The 15,059-nt window shown below is 73.0% G+C and carries 19 protein-coding genes and 1 tRNA gene; 8 read left to right on the forward strand and 12 right to left on the reverse strand.

From position 1 onward, the window contains the following. The first annotated feature begins 61 nt into the window (after positions 1 to 61). A complete protein-coding gene (locus ASD06_RS15690) occupies positions 62 to 2,206 on the forward strand; it encodes an FUSC family protein (RefSeq protein ID WP_056679793.1) in 2,145 nt (714 codons plus the stop codon). 67 nt (positions 2,207 to 2,273) lie between these two features. On the opposite strand, the gene ASD06_RS15695 is transcribed toward ASD06_RS15690, so the two are convergent. The 4 genes from ASD06_RS15695 to ASD06_RS15710 all read right to left on the reverse strand — a co-directional run bounded on the left by ASD06_RS15695 (position 2,274) and on the right by ASD06_RS15710 (position 4,783). Continuing rightward, positions 2,274 to 3,515, reverse strand: a complete 1,242-nt coding sequence (locus ASD06_RS15695; RefSeq protein WP_056679796.1) for a hypothetical protein — start codon at positions 3,513 to 3,515, stop codon at positions 2,274 to 2,276. A 94-nt stretch (positions 3,516 to 3,609) separates the two neighbouring features. Then, entirely contained in the window at positions 3,610 to 3,822 is a 213-nt protein-coding gene (locus tag ASD06_RS15700) for a hypothetical protein (protein ID WP_056679799.1), read from the reverse strand. Continuing rightward, complete coding sequence (locus ASD06_RS15705; RefSeq protein ID WP_056679802.1) at positions 3,819 to 4,415, reverse strand: hypothetical protein; 597 nt, start codon at positions 4,413 to 4,415, stop codon at positions 3,819 to 3,821. Before ASD06_RS15705 ends, ASD06_RS15700 begins: the two co-directional genes overlap by 4 nt. Positions 4,416 to 4,693: 278 nt before the next feature. Beyond that, positions 4,694 to 4,783 (reverse strand) — tRNA-Ser (locus tag ASD06_RS15710). A 121-nt stretch (positions 4,784 to 4,904) separates the two neighbouring features. On the opposite strand from ASD06_RS15710, the gene ASD06_RS15715 reads away from it, so the two are divergent. After that, positions 4,905 to 5,225, forward strand: a complete 321-nt coding sequence (locus tag ASD06_RS15715) for a hypothetical protein (protein WP_157371757.1) — start codon at positions 4,905 to 4,907, stop codon at positions 5,223 to 5,225. Here ASD06_RS15715 and tadA read toward each other — a convergent pair. Both tadA and ASD06_RS15725 read right to left on the reverse strand, forming a co-directional pair. Next, the gene (tadA, locus tag ASD06_RS15720; protein WP_255354513.1) at positions 5,222 to 5,701 is read right to left on the reverse strand and encodes a tRNA adenosine(34) deaminase TadA; all 480 of its coding nucleotides are present in this window, start codon (positions 5,699 to 5,701) and stop codon (positions 5,222 to 5,224) included. The genes ASD06_RS15715 and tadA overlap by 4 nt on opposite strands. Next, on the reverse strand, positions 5,698 to 6,312 hold the full coding sequence (locus ASD06_RS15725; RefSeq protein ID WP_056679812.1) for a tRNA adenosine deaminase-associated protein: 615 nt from the start codon (positions 6,310 to 6,312) through the stop codon (positions 5,698 to 5,700). Before ASD06_RS15725 ends, tadA begins: the two co-directional genes overlap by 4 nt. Before the next feature lie 109 nt (positions 6,313 to 6,421). Here ASD06_RS15725 and upp point away from each other — a divergent pair, with 109 nt between their 5' ends. The 3 genes from upp (at position 6,422) to ASD06_RS15735 (ending at position 7,965) form a co-directional block, all read left to right on the forward strand. Next, positions 6,422 to 7,060, forward strand: a complete 639-nt coding sequence (gene upp, locus ASD06_RS15730; protein ID WP_056679815.1) for a uracil phosphoribosyltransferase — start codon at positions 6,422 to 6,424, stop codon at positions 7,058 to 7,060. A 145-nt stretch (positions 7,061 to 7,205) separates the two neighbouring features. Continuing rightward, entirely contained in the window at positions 7,206 to 7,373 is a 168-nt protein-coding gene (locus ASD06_RS19195; protein ID WP_235502369.1) for a hypothetical protein, read from the forward strand. 13 nt (positions 7,374 to 7,386) lie between these two features. Continuing rightward, positions 7,387 to 7,965, forward strand: coding sequence for a PH domain-containing protein (locus tag ASD06_RS15735; protein ID WP_056679818.1), 579 nt, complete (start codon positions 7,387 to 7,389; stop codon positions 7,963 to 7,965). 22 nt (positions 7,966 to 7,987) lie between these two features. Here ASD06_RS15735 and ASD06_RS15740 read toward each other — a convergent pair whose 3' ends face one another. Continuing rightward, positions 7,988 to 8,758, reverse strand: coding sequence for a 1-acyl-sn-glycerol-3-phosphate acyltransferase (locus ASD06_RS15740; RefSeq protein WP_056679821.1), 771 nt, complete (start codon positions 8,756 to 8,758; stop codon positions 7,988 to 7,990). An 85-nt stretch (positions 8,759 to 8,843) separates the two neighbouring features. Between ASD06_RS15740 and ASD06_RS15745 the strand changes: the two genes are divergently transcribed. After that, positions 8,844 to 9,269, forward strand: coding sequence for a hypothetical protein (locus ASD06_RS15745; protein ID WP_056679824.1), 426 nt, complete (start codon positions 8,844 to 8,846; stop codon positions 9,267 to 9,269). On the opposite strand, the gene ASD06_RS15750 is transcribed toward ASD06_RS15745, so the two are convergent. From ASD06_RS15750 to ASD06_RS19795, 5 genes are all read right to left on the reverse strand, one after another. Beyond that, positions 9,256 to 10,650, reverse strand: coding sequence for an NAD(P)(+) transhydrogenase (Re/Si-specific) subunit beta (locus ASD06_RS15750; RefSeq protein ID WP_056679827.1), 1,395 nt, complete (start codon positions 10,648 to 10,650; stop codon positions 9,256 to 9,258). The two genes, ASD06_RS15745 and ASD06_RS15750, sit on opposite strands and share 14 nt — an antisense overlap. Continuing rightward, positions 10,647 to 10,967 (reverse strand): NAD(P) transhydrogenase subunit alpha, encoded by a 321-nt coding sequence (locus ASD06_RS15755; RefSeq protein ID WP_056679830.1) that lies wholly within the window; start codon positions 10,965 to 10,967, stop codon positions 10,647 to 10,649. Before ASD06_RS15755 ends, ASD06_RS15750 begins: the two co-directional genes overlap by 4 nt. Further along, positions 10,967 to 12,097 carry a Re/Si-specific NAD(P)(+) transhydrogenase subunit alpha gene (locus tag ASD06_RS15760; RefSeq protein ID WP_056679833.1) on the reverse strand — a complete coding sequence of 377 codons (1,131 nt, stop codon included), beginning with the start codon at positions 12,095 to 12,097 and terminating at the stop codon, positions 10,967 to 10,969. Before ASD06_RS15760 ends, ASD06_RS15755 begins: the two co-directional genes overlap by 1 nt. Positions 12,098 to 12,167: 70 nt before the next feature. Beyond that, positions 12,168 to 13,082 carry an LLM class F420-dependent oxidoreductase gene (locus ASD06_RS15765; protein WP_056679836.1) on the reverse strand — a complete coding sequence of 305 codons (915 nt, stop codon included), beginning with the start codon at positions 13,080 to 13,082 and terminating at the stop codon, positions 12,168 to 12,170. A 63-nt stretch (positions 13,083 to 13,145) separates the two neighbouring features. Further along, positions 13,146 to 13,268: a hypothetical protein gene (locus ASD06_RS19795; RefSeq protein WP_255354509.1), complete on the reverse strand. Its 123-nt coding sequence runs from the start codon at positions 13,266 to 13,268 to the stop codon at positions 13,146 to 13,148. 110 nt (positions 13,269 to 13,378) lie between these two features. Between ASD06_RS19795 and ASD06_RS15770 the strand changes: the two genes are divergently transcribed. Next, on the forward strand, positions 13,379 to 14,032 hold the full coding sequence (locus ASD06_RS15770; RefSeq protein ID WP_082538119.1) for an NYN domain-containing protein: 654 nt from the start codon (positions 13,379 to 13,381) through the stop codon (positions 14,030 to 14,032). Positions 14,033 to 14,085: 53 nt separating this feature from the next. Further along, positions 14,086 to 15,036: a L,D-transpeptidase family protein gene (locus ASD06_RS15775; protein WP_056679839.1), complete on the forward strand. Its 951-nt coding sequence runs from the start codon at positions 14,086 to 14,088 to the stop codon at positions 15,034 to 15,036. Positions 15,037 to 15,059 lie beyond the last annotated feature (23 nt).

A 15,059-nucleotide genomic window follows, 5' to 3' on the forward strand; every position in this document is an offset into this window, starting at 1 on the left:
TCACCCCCTGGTGACTACCCTGGCGCGGGGCCGACTGCCAGGAAGGGTGAGGAGCAGCACCGTGGACTGGCGAGGGATCCGCGGGACGCTCGCCGAGGGACTCGACCGAGCGCGTGCCTCCGATCCCGGCCTGGGACGGCTGCGGCAGGCGACGGCGGTGGCGGTGTCGGTCGGCACCGCCCTGGTGGTGGAGTACGGCGTCGCGCGGCTGGGCGGCGCCGACAGCAAGGGCACGCTCGTCGCGATGATCCTGGGCGCGGTCGTCGCGATGATGGGCTCGAACGCCCTCATCGGCCCGGAGGTCTGGGGCAAGGTCAAGGTCGCCGCGCTCTTCCCCGTCGCCATCGGCCTGGGGCTCGCCCTCGGCACGCTGGTGGGCGCCCACACCGACCTGATGCTCGCGGTCTTCGTCGCGGTCATATTCGTCGCGGTCTTCGTCCGGCGCTTCGGCACGCCGTTCTTCTTCTACGGCTTCATGCTCTGGATGGGCTACTTCTTCGCGTCGTTCCTCAAGACGAGGCCAGCGATGATCCCTCACCTCATGGTCGCCGTCGTGGTCGGCTCGGCGTGGGTGCTCCTCCTCTCGATCACGGTGTTGCGCACCAACCCTCGCTCGGTCATGCGGTCCACGCTGCGCGCCTTCGACAGCCGGGCGCGCTGGGTCGTCGGCGAGTGCGCCGACCTGCTCGAGGTGTCGGCCGGGCGCGGCAACCGTCGCGACCGCGCGGTGCGCCAGATCAGCGCACGGCACGCCGGCCTGGCCGAGACCGCCCTCATGGCTGAGAGCTGGTCGGACGACGCCGGCGCGCTCCCCGACGGCTGGTCGCCCCCAGCGCTGCGCCGACGCCTGCTCGAGACCCAGCAAGCCGTGGAGCGCATCGCGCAGGCCAGCGTCGACCTCGTCGACGTCCGGTCCCCGCTGCGCGACGCGGCCCACACGGTGCTCGACCTCGTCGCCCGCCGCCAAGACGCTGCGGCCCGCGAGGCCGCCGTCCACCTGAGCGACCTCGGTGACGCCCGGCGCGGCCAGACGCGCGCTGCTGCCGCGGCCCGCCAGCTGTCGGTGGGCACCCTCGAGCTGCTCGACCTCACGGCTCACGCGAGCGAGCCACCCGAGGTGGCGCCCGGCGAGGACGAGTTCACTCCGACGACCGCCCTGTTCCTCGGCAACCTGCCGGGATCACCAGCCGTGGCCCGCGACGTGCCGGCACGCGGCACGCGCTGGAACCCGCTGGCCCGCCTCGACCTGACCAGCCGGCAGGCGGTGCAGGTGGCACTCGCGGGTGCGCTGGCCATCGTGCTCGGGCGCTTCCTCGACCCGACGCGCTACTACTGGGCGGTCATCGCGGCGTTCGTGACGTTCACCGGCACCGGCACGCGCGTCGACTCGCTGACCAAGGGCGTCAACCGCGTGGTCGGCACGCTGGTGGGACTGGTGGCGGCAGTGCTCGTCGCGCACCTCACCGACGGGCACCCGGCGGCCATCGTGCTGACGATCCTGCTCTGCGTGTTCTTCGGCTTCTACCTGGTGCGCGTCTCGTACGCGGCGATGATCTTCTTCATCACGATCATGGTCGGCCAGATGTACACGGTGCTGCACACCTTCAGCGACGCGCTGCTCGTCCTGCGCCTGGAGGAGACGGCGGTCGGTGCGGCGGCCGGCATCGTCGTGGCGGTGGTGGTGACGCCCCTGTCGACCCGCGACACGGTGCGCAGCGCGGCGAGCGCCCTGCTGCACAGCCTGGCCGACCTGCTCAGTGCGGTGGCGGGCGGCGCCCCCGGCTCCGACCTGGATGCGCGCTCGCGCACGCTCGACGACCAGGTGCGCCGGCTGCGACTGGTGACCCGACCGCTCATCCGCTCGTCCCCGTGGCGCCACGAGAGCCAGCAGACCCGCCACCGCCTGGCCTTGCTGGTCTCGACGGCAGTGCAGGCCCGCGCGCTCACCGTGGCGTCCTACCGCTGCCCCACCCGGCACCCTGTGGTGGCGCAGGTCTGCCGCGAGCTGGCCGAGTCGTCGTCCACGCTGGCCGGGGCGAGGCGCGACGTGCCGGTGACCGCCGCGGCGCCGGCGCTGCAGCGCGCCGACCAGGCGCTGTTCGCCGAGCGCCTGCCGGACGACCTCGACCCGCTCGTGCGGCCTCTCGCGCACCTGCACGCCACGCTGCGCGAGCTCGCCCAGGTGCCGCTGCTGCGGAGGCAGTGACGCAGCGAGAACACAGAAGTGGCCCATCCGGTGGTCATCCGGTGGGCCACTTCTGCGATCTGGACGGTCAGGCGCGGGTCACGGCGCGGCGGCGGCCAGCCAGCCGCAGCGCGACGCCGAGCGCCACCGCACCGAGGCCGAGGGCCAGCAGCAGCGCGACGCCGGACGCACCCGTGAAGGCCAGCGACGTCAGCGCGGCGCCGGCGACGGCGGGCAGGGCGCTCGCCGCCTGGGTGCGCAGGGTGGTGCCGGCCGGCGCCTGCGCGTACGACGCCCCGAGCACCTGGTCGGCGGCCTGCGGTGAGCGCTCGGCCGGCCGCGAGTCGGCGGAGGCGCCGGCGACGTCGGAACCGGCGACCTCGGAACCGGCCACGTCGGAACCAGCGACCTCGGAACCAGCGACGTCGGAACCAGCCACGTCGGAACCGACGACCGCGATGGTGGCCGTGTCACCGGCCACGCTCGCGGTGCCAGGAGCGCTCACGGTGCCCGACGGCGAGAGCGGGGCCCCCGCAGCCAGCGAGGGCTGCTGCTCGCAAGGCGCCAGCCACAGCACCTTCTGCTTCGCGCCGCCCGGCGCCTCGCGGGAGTCGACCATCACCTTGAGGTGGTAGCCCTGCTTGGGGTGCGGCGTCACGGCGCTGAGGCCGAGGTCGTCAACGGTGTACACCCGGGTGGCGCCGTCGTAGTCCTTCGCTGCACCGCCGGCGGCGTCGTTGCTCGTGGGCACGGCCGTGTCGTGCAGCAGCACGCCGCCGCCGGTGGGGGCGATGCCGGTGACGGTGATGTCGGCGGTCTGACCGGCGTCGAAGCCGAAGAAGGTCACGCGGAAGGCGCAGCCGGGATGCGGCTCGTTGTCGACGCCGGTGTCGTAGGCCGGTCCGTCGATCTTGATGGTGCCGTTGTTGCCGCGCGGGTCGTGGCTGCGCTGCGCCCGCGTCGACGAGGTGTCGGACGCCGGGTGGCGCGCGGGGTGCGTCGCGGTCTTCGCGTGCGAGCTCGAGCGGTGGTGCTGGGCCGCGGGCTTCGCCGTCCGGCTCGGCCCCTGGCTCTGGCGGGGAGAGCTCGACGCCGCGTGGGCGTTGTCTCGCTGGCCGGAGTGGCCGTTGTCGCGCTGGCCGGAGTGGCCCGGCTGGCCGGAGTGGCCCGACTGGCCGGAGTGGCCGGAGTGGCCGGACGAGGCGAACGCGCCGCCGGCGCCGGTGACGGCGAGCGCCGCGGTGAGGCCGAAGGCGGCGGCCGCCCTCAGCGCCGGCCGGGTCGCGGCGCGCTGCGAGGTGCGGGAGGAGGGGAGGACGGGGTGGGTCATGGGTGGCTCCTCGGTCGGTCAAGCAAAAGTCATGTTGACCAACTAACGAAGCGATTTGCCGGAGGTTACGCCGTTCACCCGTTCGGCCCAGCGACTACCGCGAAGCGGCTGCCTGCACCCAGCGCCCCGCCTCGGCGGCGGAGTAGCGCCGCGTGAACCCGCATCCCCAGGCGAGCCAGGGGCCGTCCGCCCCGGACGACGCCACAGCCTCGCCCGAGATCAGCAGCCGCGCGCCCGCACGCACGTCGGACGCCGACGCCGAGGTGGCGTCCCCCGTCTCCGCCAGGGCCGGACGTCGCCGGGTCACTGCACCCCCGTAGCCGGGGCCGGCCGGCGAGCTACCGGACTCGCGAGAAGGACGATCCCCGCCGCCAGCCAGGCGAGTCCGAACGGCACGGCCAGCAGCACCCGGGAGGTCTGCTCGTTCGCGAACGGCAGGAGCGCTGCGGTGGCCAGCAGCAGGGCAGCCAGCGCGGTCGGTAGCAGCCTCGCGCGCAGCACCAGCCAGGCGACCAGCACGATCCCTACCGCGAGCAGGACGACGCCGGGCACCACCAGCGCGGGCATGCCGTCCCAGTTCCCGTCGATCGTCATGGCGACCGCGGCGCCGGCCAGGAGGGCGAAGCCCGCGGCACCGGTGGCGGCCGCAGCCGTGCCGACCCGGCCGAATCCGCCTGCGGCCCGTGCGAGCAGCAGCAACCTCAGGCAGCTCACGGCGAGCAGCAGGCCGGCGACGGCCATGAGCGCGGCGTCCGCCGGGGACGCATCGCGCATGGCGTGGTCGAGACACCCGTCGCCGATGCAGCCCGTCGGCTGCTGATCGTGCACGATGCACGCCGCCGTCCACGCTGCTCCCCCGACCGCGGAGCAGATCCCCGTCACCATCGTGGCCCTGGCCATCGCGGCCTCCTCCCATCGGCGGCAGGATGCCACCGACAGCCGCAGGCGCGCACCGGTTTCCCGCTGTCCCGATCCAGGCAGCGGAACGTCCAACCCCGTGGTCACCAGCCCATGGCGGTGGCGGTGGTGTCCTGGCTCAGGACATCCGGGACCGGTGTCTCGCGAGCTCCTGCGCGAGCTCACCATCGACACCAGCAAGGACTACCAACCCCGGAAATGACGAAGGCCCGAACCCACTTCCGTGGGTTCGGGCCTTGCAGATGTCCTGAGACATCACATGGCGGTGGCGGTGGGATTTGAACCCACGGTGGAGTTACCCCCACACACGCTTTCGAGGCGTGCTCCTTAGGCCGCTCGGACACGCCACCGCCGAAGAGGCTACTAGAGGCTGCGGGTGGTCAGGAAATCCGGGGCCGCAGGACCTTCCACCCTTCCCCTGGCCCGGACGGCGAGGTGCCCTGGGACCACTCGCTGACGCAGGAGGTCGCGATGTCCCGCACCGCACCCACCCACGGCACGCCTCGCCGCGCGCTGCCGGCCCACCCGATCGGCTGGGCTGCGCTGGTCCTGCTGCTCGTCGTCATCGCCGTCCCCGCGTGGTGGGGTGGCTTGCAGAACGTCGTGGGGTCCGGCGTCATCATGACGCTCGTGGCGCTGGCCCTGTGCCTCGCGGCGTTCGGGACGGGCGGAGCCGCCGTCCTGAGTCATCGGGACGACGCGATCGTCCTGCGCATCGCCCTGGCCGTCGCGACGGTCGTGACCCTCGCGGCGCTCATGGTGCTCGCGGGCTTCGCCTTCGGCGCGGGCTAGTCGTCGCGCCGCTCGGCGAAGAAGTCGAGCAGCACCTGCGCGCACTCGCGCTCGCGGACGCCACCCACCACCTCGACCCGGTGGTTGACGTGCCGGTCGCGGACGACGTCCCAGACCGACCCCGTCGCACCGGCCTTGGGGTCCCATGCGCCGAGCACCAGCCGGCTCACCCGGGCGAGCACCAGCGCGCCGGCGCACATCAGGCACGGCTCGAGGGTGACGACGAGCGTGCAGCCGTCGAGCCGCCACTCGCCGCGCGCCCGAGCCGCCGCGCGCAGGGCCAGCACCTCCGCATGGGCGGTGGGGTCGCCGTCCGCCTCGCGCCGGTTGATGCCCGTGCCGATCACCTCTCCGGCGGCGTCGACGACCACGGCCCCGACGGGCACGTCGCCCGAGCCGACCGCCACGCGCGCCTGCTCGAGCGCCAACCCCATCCAGCGCTCGTCGGCGGGGTCGGCAGCCCAGGCCGCGGCTATCGCAGGGCCTCGATGAGCTCGTCGAAGCCGCAGCGCTCGCCGAGGTCGGCCACCACCGAGCCGGGGTCGCTCGGGGCCGCGAGCACGAGGTCGACCAACTCGGTCGCGTCGACGCCGACGTCCTCGAGGAGTCCCGGGTCACCGGCCCAGGCCGGCGGCAGCTCGGGGTCGATGGCCGCGGCTGCGAGGTCGTCGTCCGCGCCGGACAGGAGCGGGTCAGGTTCGGTGTCGTCGTGCTCCTCGACGTCGACCGGGTCGTCGGCCGTGTCGTCACCGAGGTCCGACGGCGTGGACGTCGACGCGCTGGGGTTGCGCAGGTCGGCGTACTCCTCGAGCTCGACGTCACCCACGGGCGCGAGCATCTCGGCGTAGTGGCTGCGCTGCGTGGCGTCCAGGTCGCTGACAAACACGCGCGGCTCGTTGTCGTCGTCGACGCGGATCAGCGCGAACCACTCGTCCTCGCGCTCCAGGACGGCGAGCACCGGGCCCCCCTTGGCCACGGCCCGCAAGTGGTCACCGACCTCGTCCAGGGACTCGAGGTCCTCGAGGTCGACGTCGAGCGCACGCCAGCCGGAACCGTTGCGGCAGATCACGGCGGAGAAGTACGACACGCGCCCATCGTGGCATGAACGCGCGCCGCCGTCATGGGTCTGCAGGCGGTCATCACGTGCTCACGGGTTGTGGTCCGCGCGGAGCCCGGCGACCGGTACGTTCTGGGGTATGCGCGTCCACGTCGCCGATCACCCGCTCATCGCCCACAAGCTCACGGCGCTGCGCGACAAGCACACCGACTCCCCCACGTTCCGCCGACTGGCCGACGAGCTCGTGACGCTGCTCGCCTACGAGGCGACGCGCGACGTACGCGTGCAGCCGGTCGACATCGAGACGCCGGTGGCGCCGACGACGGGCGTGCGGCTCAGCACCCCGAAGCCGCTCGTGGTTCCGATCCTTCGCGCCGGCCTCGGCATGCTCGACGGCATGGTGCGGCTGCTGCCCACCGCAGAGGTCGGGTTCCTCGGCATGGTGCGCGACGAGGAGACGCTCACGGCCACGACGTACGCCACGCGCCTGCCCGACGACCTCTCCGGCCGCCAGTGCTACGTGCTCGACCCCATGCTCGCCACCGGCGGCACGCTCGCGGCGGCGATCCGCTTCCTCGTCGACCGCGGGGCCGACGACATCACGGCCATCTGCCTGCTCAGCGCGCCCGAGGGCGTCGCGCGCCTCGAGTCCGAGCTGAGCGAGCTGCAGGTGCCGGTCTCCGTCGTCACGGCCGCGATGGACAGCCACCTCAACGAGCTCGGCTACATCGTGCCCGGCCTGGGCGACGCAGGTGACCGGCTCTACGGCGTCGTCTGACCCGGCGTGGTGACGCTGCGTCGCCACGCCGGGCGGCGCGCCTCACCCGTTCGGCGCACTCGGTACGCCAGGATGATCCGGACCGTGCCGTGCTGTGGCGATCCGCGCCCTGCAGCAGGCGTCGAGCTGACCGGAGGTGATGAGCGTGGGCAGGCTGCGCAAGCCGCTGCTGTGGATCGTCATCGCCTTCTTCGTCTACGCCGTCTTCAAGTCGCCTGACCAGGCCGCGAGCATCGTGAAGGGCGGCTGGGCCGGCCTCGGCGACGGCGCGCGTGCCGTCGGGCACTTCTTCGACGCGCTGCTCGCCGGCTAGCGCAGGACTCGCCGTGCAGCCGGTCGAACCGGACGACGGTCGCCTGAGCGCGGTCTCACCGGCCGGCCTGCGCCAAGTCGAGCGCTACCTGCTGCCCTCGGAGCGCGCGGTGATCGCGACCCGCAGGCACTGGGCGATGATCGCCGAGCCGGTGGCGTCGTCCGTGCTGGCGGTGCTGCTCGCGGGCTGGGGCGTCGTCCAGGTAGGGGACGCGTTCCCGTTCCTGGTCAACGTCATCACGCTCGCCGCGGTCGCCGTCCTGCTGCGCATGCTCTGGCGGCTCTACGAGTACCGCCGCGACTGGTTCGTGGTGACCGACGAGCGGCTGCTGCTCACCTACGGCATCATCACGCGGCGCGTCGCGATCATGCCGCTCACCAAGGTCACCGACATGTCGTACAACGTCTCGGTGCTCGGCCGGCTGCTGGGCTACGGCGAGTTCGTGTTCGAGTCCGCGGGGCAGGAGCAGGCGCTGCACTCGGTGAGCTTCCTGGGCCGCTCGCAGTTCCTCTTCGCCGTGCTGTCCGAGGAGCTCTTCGGCCCGCGCGGCATCGTGTCGAGCCGGCGGTTCCGCCCCCGCTTCGACGACTGACCCGCCTCTGCGCCCCTGCCCGTCAGTCGGTGGGTGGCTCCGGACGACGGCCCCGGGCCTCGCGGTCAGCGGCGTCCAGGGCCTCGGCCTGCTCGGGCGTGGGCGCGGCGCCGCCCAGGTGCGCGGGGTGCCACCAGGCGTCCTCGCCCGGTTGCGGCTGCTCGGGCGTGCGGCGCTGCAGGTCGTCGAGCAGCTCCTGCAGGCGTGTGCGCAGCGTGCGGGTCAGCTCGTCGCCGTCAGCGCCCTTGGGGGCCGCGATCGGCTCGCCGACGCTGATCAGCACGTGCCGGCCCCGGGAGGTGAGGTCCTTCTTGCGGCCCTTGGTGAACATCCGCTGGCCACCCCAGACCGCGACGGGCAGCAGCGGCGTCCCCGAGGCCTGGGCCAGGCGCACGGCACCGGACTTGCACTCCTTCACGGTGAACGACCGGCTGATCGTGGCCTCGGGGAAGATGCCGACGACCTCGCCGGCCTTGAGGGCACCGAGCGCCTGCCGGAAGGACGCCGAGCCGGCGTCGCGGTCGACGGGGATGTGGTGCATGCCGCGCATCAGCGGGCCGCCGATGCGGTCGCGGAACACCGAGTCCTTGGCCATGAAGCGCGGCAGCCGGCCCGCCTCGACCCCGGCCAGGCCGGCGAAGATGAAGTCCAGGTAGCTCACGTGGTTGCTGGCGAGTACCGCGCCGCCGGTGGCCGGCACGTGCTCGGCGCCGGTGACCTCGACCTTCATGCCGAGCAGCTTGAACGCCAGGCGACAGGTCGCGATGACGGGCGGGTACACGAGATCGGCCACGACATGAACCCTAGGGGACGGTGCCGGGGGGCGCTGCCGGCAGTGGTCGGCACCGTCGTACCCAGGCGCTAGGTACGCTCGCCCGGTGCGTCGATACCCGCTGGTTCCCCGGACGACGGCGGATCTCGAGCTGGGCGACCTGTTCGCCGTCCCGCTCAAGGGAGGCGACCTCGCGGTCCTCCAGGTGCGCGGGCTGAAGACGTCCGGGTCGGGTGCCTACACGCACTTCGTCGCCGGCGTCGTGGACTGGCGCTCGCCGGCCCTGCCGGTGGGGTTCGACCTGCGGGGACGCCGAGTGCTGGTCGAGGGCCTGCTGCGCTTCGAGACGTTCGGTCCGGGGCGCGCCGAGGTCTTCGGCAACACCGACCTCGTCGTGCCGCCCGTGGCGTGGTCTGAGCTGGCGAAGGCCTTCTCGGCCGGCACCACCGACGAGGTGTGGTCGTGGAAGAGCCTGCGACGGCGGGCCGAGACGGCCCTGCGCGACAGGGCCACCGACGTCAGAGGCTCTTGACGGCGGAGACGACCTTGGTGAGGGAGTCCTTGGCGTCGCCGAACAGCAGCATCGTCTTGGGGTCGTAGAGCAGGTCGTTCTCGATCCCCGCGAAGCCCGGGCGCATGGAGCGCTTGAGGAACACCACCTGCTGGGCCTGGTCGACCTCGAGGATCGGCATGCCGTAGATCGGCGCGCCCGGGGTTGTCTTGGCCGCCGGGTTGACGACGTCGTTCGCCCCGACCACGAGGGCGACGTCGGCCGTCTTGAGCTCGGGGTTGACCTCGTCCATCTCCTTGAGCGCCTCGTACGGCACGTTGGCCTCGGCGAGCAGCACGTTCATGTGGCCGGGCATGCGGCCGGCCACCGGGTGGATGCCGTAGATCACCTCGACGCCGCGGGCCTCGAGCAGCTCGGCGAGCTCGCGGATCGTGTGCTGCGCCTGGGCGACTGCGAGGCCGTAGCCGGGCACGATGACGACCTTGCGCGCGTAGCCGAGCAGGATCGCCACGTCCTCCGGGCTGCCCGAGCGCACCGGCCGGTCGCTGCTGGGCCCGGCCGTTCCCGCCGTCGACCCCTTGAACGCTCCGAACAGGATCGACGAGATCGACCGGCCCATGGCCGCCGCCATCAGCCGGGTGAGGATCGTGCCGCTCGCCCCCACGAGCGTGCCGGCAACGAGCAGCAGGGTGTTCGACAGCACGTAGCCGGACGCCGCGACGGTGAGGCCCGTGAAGGCGTTGAGCAGCGAGATGACGATCGGGACGTCGGCCCCGCCCACCGGCAGCACGAACAGCACCCCCACGCCGAGCGACACCAGCGCCAGCAGACCCAGCACGGCACCGGACGGGCGGCCGTCGGCGCCCTGCACCACGACCCACGCGGCGAGCGCCACGGCCACGGCCAGGCCACCGCCGAACAGGTACTGCCCGCCGGGGAACGTGACCGGTCGCCCGGTCATGAGCTCCTGCAGCTTCGCGAAGGTGATGCACGAGCCGGCGAAGGAGACGCAGCCGACGAGCACCGTGAACGCGCCGGCCGCCGCCGACACCGCGCCCTGGCTGGCGTGCTGAGTGAGCTCGAGGCCCGCGACGAGAGCCGCCGCCGCCCCGCCGACTCCGTTGAAGAGCGCCACCAGCTGCGGCATCTGCGTCATGGCGACGCGGCGAGCGGCGGGGACACCCACGACGCTGCCGACGACGATCGCGGCGATGATGGCCACCTCGTGGTGCAGGTCCTCCGACAGGAACGCGACGACGACCGCGAGCGTCGCGCCGCCCGCCCCGATGAGGTTGCCGCGGCGGGCCGAGGCCGGTGACGACAGGCCCTTGAGGGCGAGGATGAAGCAGACCGCGGCGACGAGGTAGCCGAGCGCCGTCCAGGTGGGCGACAGCAGGTTCACCGGGCACCCCCGGCGTCGCCGCCGCCACGACCGGCCGGTCTCGAGCGGCCCTTGAACATCTCGAGCATGCGGTCGGTGACCACGAAGCCGCCGACCATGTTGACCGTCGCGAGGACGACGGCGACGAGCCCGAGCACCAGCGCCAGCGTCGAGTCCGAGCGCCCGGTGACGATGATCGCGCCGACGAGGATCACGCCGTGGATCGCGTTGGCGCCGCTCATCAGCGGGGTGTGCAGCGTGGTCGAGACCTTCGAGACGACTTCGAAGCCCACGAACACCGACAGGACGAAGAACGTCAGCAGCGTCATGGCGTCCATCAGGCCTCCCCTCCCAGCTGCAGTCGTGTCGGCTCGTGCCTGACCTCGCCAGCGTGCGTGACGCAGGCGCCGGCCAGCACCTCGTCGTCGAAGTCGAGAGCGACCTCGCCGTCGTCGGACACCATGAGCGCCAAAAGGTTCGTGAGGTTCTTGGCGTAGAGGCGGCTGGCGTCGACGGGCATGGTCGAGGCCGCGTCGCGCATGCCGACGAGCGTCACCTCGCCGACGCTCACCTCCTCGCCCGCCACCGACCCCTCGACGTTGCCGCCGCTCTCGGCGGCGAGGTCGACGACGACCGAGCCGGGTTTCATCGGCGCCACCATGTCGCGCGTCACCAGCAGCGGCGCCGGGCGTCCGGGCACCGCAGCCGTCGTGATGAGGACGTCGGACTTGGCGACGTAGGGCGCGAGCAGCTCGCGCTGCCGGGCGGCGCGGTCCTCACCCATCTCGCGCGCGTAGCCGCCGGAGCCCTCGATGGCCTCGAGCTCGAGCTGCACGAACGTCGCGCCCATCGACCGCACCTCGTCCGCGGACGCCGGCCGGACGTCGTACGCCTCGACCACCGCCCCGAGCCGCCGAGCGGTCGCGATCGCCTGCAGCCCAGCGACTCCAGCGCCGAGCACCAGCACCTTCGCGGGTGGCACCGTGCCTGCCGCGGTCATGAACAGCGGGAAGAACCGCGGCAGCCGCATGGCCGCCTCGAGCGCGCAGCGGTAACCGGCGATGAGCGCCTGCGACGTGAGCGCGTCCATCGACTGCGCGCGCGAGATGCGCGGCACCAGCTCGACGGCGAAGGCGGTGACACCGGCGTCGCGCAGCGCCCGGACGCCGTCCGGCTCAGCGGACGGTGCCAGGAACCCCACGGTGACCGCACCGCGTCGCAGCCGGGCGACGTCCTGCGGCAGCAGTGGGCGCACGTGCAGGACGACGTCGGCGTCGGCGAGCACGTCGCCGTCGACCACCGTGGCACCGGCCTCGCGGTAGGCGTCGTCCGACACCAGAGCCGCCCGACCGGCACCGGCCTGGACCACGACCTGCGCCCCCTGGCGCACGAGGGCGGCCACCGTGTCGGGCACCGCCGCGACGCGACGCTCGCCGGGACGGGTCTCCGCAGGTACGGCGATCTTCATACCCCCGCAACCTAGGGGAAGACCACCGCCACGTGTGCGGATGCGACGAGACGACCTGAGGTGTGTTGCGTCACGCGAGCTGGGGCGCGACCTTGCTCGCGACGAGCTCGAGGTGCTCGAGGTCGTGCAGGTCGAGCACCTGCAGGTACAGGCACGACGCGCCCGCCGCCGCGAACCGTGACGCCTTCTCAGCCACCTCGTCGGGTGTGCCGGCGAGGCCGTTCTGCCGCAGCTCGTCGACCTCGCGCCCGATGGCCGCGGCGCGACGGGCGATCTCCGCCTCGTCGCGGCCCACGCACAGCACCTGCGCAGCCGAGTACACCAGCTCTCGACCCGTTGCGGCGCAGGCGTTCTTGACGCGGGCGAACTGCGCAGCCGTGTCGTCGAGCGACGCGAACGGCATGTTGAACTCGTCGGCGTACGTGGCCGCCAGGCGTGGGGTGCGGCGAGCTCCACCGCCGCCGACGATCACCGGAAGCCGGTGCTGGGCCGGGCGCGCGAGCACGGGGTTGTCGAGGAGGCGATAGTGCTTGCCTTCGAAGCTGAACGGCGGCGGCGCCTCCCACAGGCCCCGCAGGACCTGCAGCTGCTCCTCGAGCCGGTCGAACCGCTCGCCCAGCGGCGGGAAGGGGATGCCGAACGCCTCGTGCTCCTCCTCGAACCAGCCGGTGCCGAGACCGAGCTCGACGCGACCGCCGCTCATCTGGTCGACCTGCGCGACCGCGACGGCGAGCGGGCCGGGCTGCCGGAACGTCGCCGAGCTCACCAGGGTGCCGAGGCGCACGCGCGTGGTGTCGCGCGCCAGGCCGGCGAGCGTCACCCACGCGTCCGTCGGGCCAGGCCGCCCGTCGCCGTCCCCCATGGCGAGGTAGTGGTCGGACCGGAAGAACGCGTCGAAGCCGAGGTCCTCGGTGGCGCGGGCGACGGCCAGCAGGTCGTCGTACGTCGCGCCCTGCTGGGGCTCGGTGAAGATGCGCAACTGCATGGCCCCGACGCTAGCCGCCACCCCGGCCCCGCGCTCAGCGGCAGCGGGCGTCAGGCGCGCGGCTCACCCGCGCAGGTACATGTAGCCGATCATCAGCAGCGCGACGACGACGGCGCCCAGCAGCAGGGCCGCGCCGGCGTCCCGCTGGTGCTGCTGCTCGTTCTCTGGCTGGTGCTCTGCACTCACGGTGGTCACCTCTCGACAGCTCATGACGACAACTCATGACGTGGGTCCACCCCGGTGCCCGAGAGCGTAACCTACTCAGAGTAAGTTCGCCCGTCTGCCACGATGCTGCCATGAGCGACGACGGCACGCACGCGCCCGCCTCCACCGACGCCGAGGCGCCGAGCACCGAGCGCCCCGAGCTCGACCTGCTGGTCTGGGACGCCCCCAACATCGACATGACGCTGTCGAACGTCATCGGGGCCAAGCCGTCGCCCACCTCGCGTCCCCGCTTCGACGCGATCGCCCGCTGGCTCGTCCAAGCCGCTGGCGACCGCGACGTCGAGGGCAGCGTCTTCGCCAACATCCCGCCCGCGGCGGCCACGACGATGCGCGGCTGGATCGAGGCGCTGCGCTCCTTCGGCTACGCGGTGTTCGCCAAGCCGAAGATCCACTCCGACGACGACGTCGACCTCGACATGCTCGCCCACATCTCCGATCGCGCACGCACCCACCGCCTGGTGCGGCTCATCGTGGCCAGCGGTGACGGGCGCAACTTCCTCGAACCGCTCGAGGACCTCGCTCGCGCCGGCGTGCAGGTGGTCGTGCTGTCGTTCAGCGAGGTCGCGGGCTACGCGCTCGAGTCCGACCTGCTGACGTTCGTCGACCTCGAGGACGTCCCTGGCGCCTTCATCACCCCGCTCGAGCGGGTGCGTCTGGACGCCCTGCCGCCCGAGGGCGCCTGGCTGCGGCCGACGCGCTCGCTGCGCGACGTCGCCGACGGCTGAGCCGTCGTGCCGCCTGCGCGCCTCCCAGGGTCGGCGCAGAGTCCTGGCCTAGGGTGGTCACCGAGGCAACCGAGGAGGCGCAGCCCATCGCCGAGCCGTCCCGTCGTGGTCCCGTCGGCCCGCACGCTGGCCGCGCCGCCACGCACCCACCTCGCCGCCCGGCCCACCGCCGGCGCGGCCCGTCGCCGCGCGTGCGGCGCCGACGCACCTTCGCCGCCGCGCTGCTGCTCACGCTCACGACCTGGCTCGTCGTGGCCCTCACGCACGACGGCCCGGGTGCCGACGCCGAGGCCGAGCAGCCGATGAGCGCGGCCGGGTCGGGGGCCGGGGCCACGCCGGCGACGACCGGTGCGACGTCCAGCCGCACCTCGGCGAGCACTCGACAACCCGCGCGAGACCTCGCGGCGCGGGAGCGGCTGGGTGTCCTCGCCCATCTCGGACCGAAGACCCTCGCCACCGTGCCGACCGCCGCCCGCAAGGTCGTGGTGGTGCGCGGTGACGGCGCCGAGTCGGCGACGACGCGCATCGAGCTCTACGCGGTGGACGGCGGCACCTGGCGGCGCGTCGCCGCCTGGCCTGGTCACGTCGGCGCCCGCGGTTGGACGACGAGCCATCGCGAGGGCGACCTCAGCACACCCGTCGGCACCTTCACCCTCTCCGACGCCGGCGGCCGGCTGCCCGATCCCGGCACCGCGCTGCCGTACGACCACTCGTCGAAGTTCGTGCCGAGCGGCTCCAGCGTCTTCGGTGACTCCCTTGAAGGCAGCTTCGACTACGTCATCGCGATCGACTACAACCGGCGCACCGGTGTCTCGCCCCGCGACCCGGTGCACCCGCAGGGCGACGAGCTCGGCGGCGGCATCTGGCTGCACGTCGACCACGAGGGCCCCACGCACGGCTGCGTGTCGGTGCCGCGCGAGGGGATGGTCGCTCTGCTGCGCAGCCTCACGCCGCAGGACCACCCGGTGGTGGTCATGGCCGACGCCGCGCGCCTGGCCACCTGACCGACACGCATCCGCTGGAGGGG

The sequence above is a fragment of the Angustibacter sp. Root456 genome (assembly GCF_001426435.1).
Classification (GTDB): domain Bacteria; phylum Actinomycetota; class Actinomycetes; order Actinomycetales; family Angustibacteraceae; genus Angustibacter.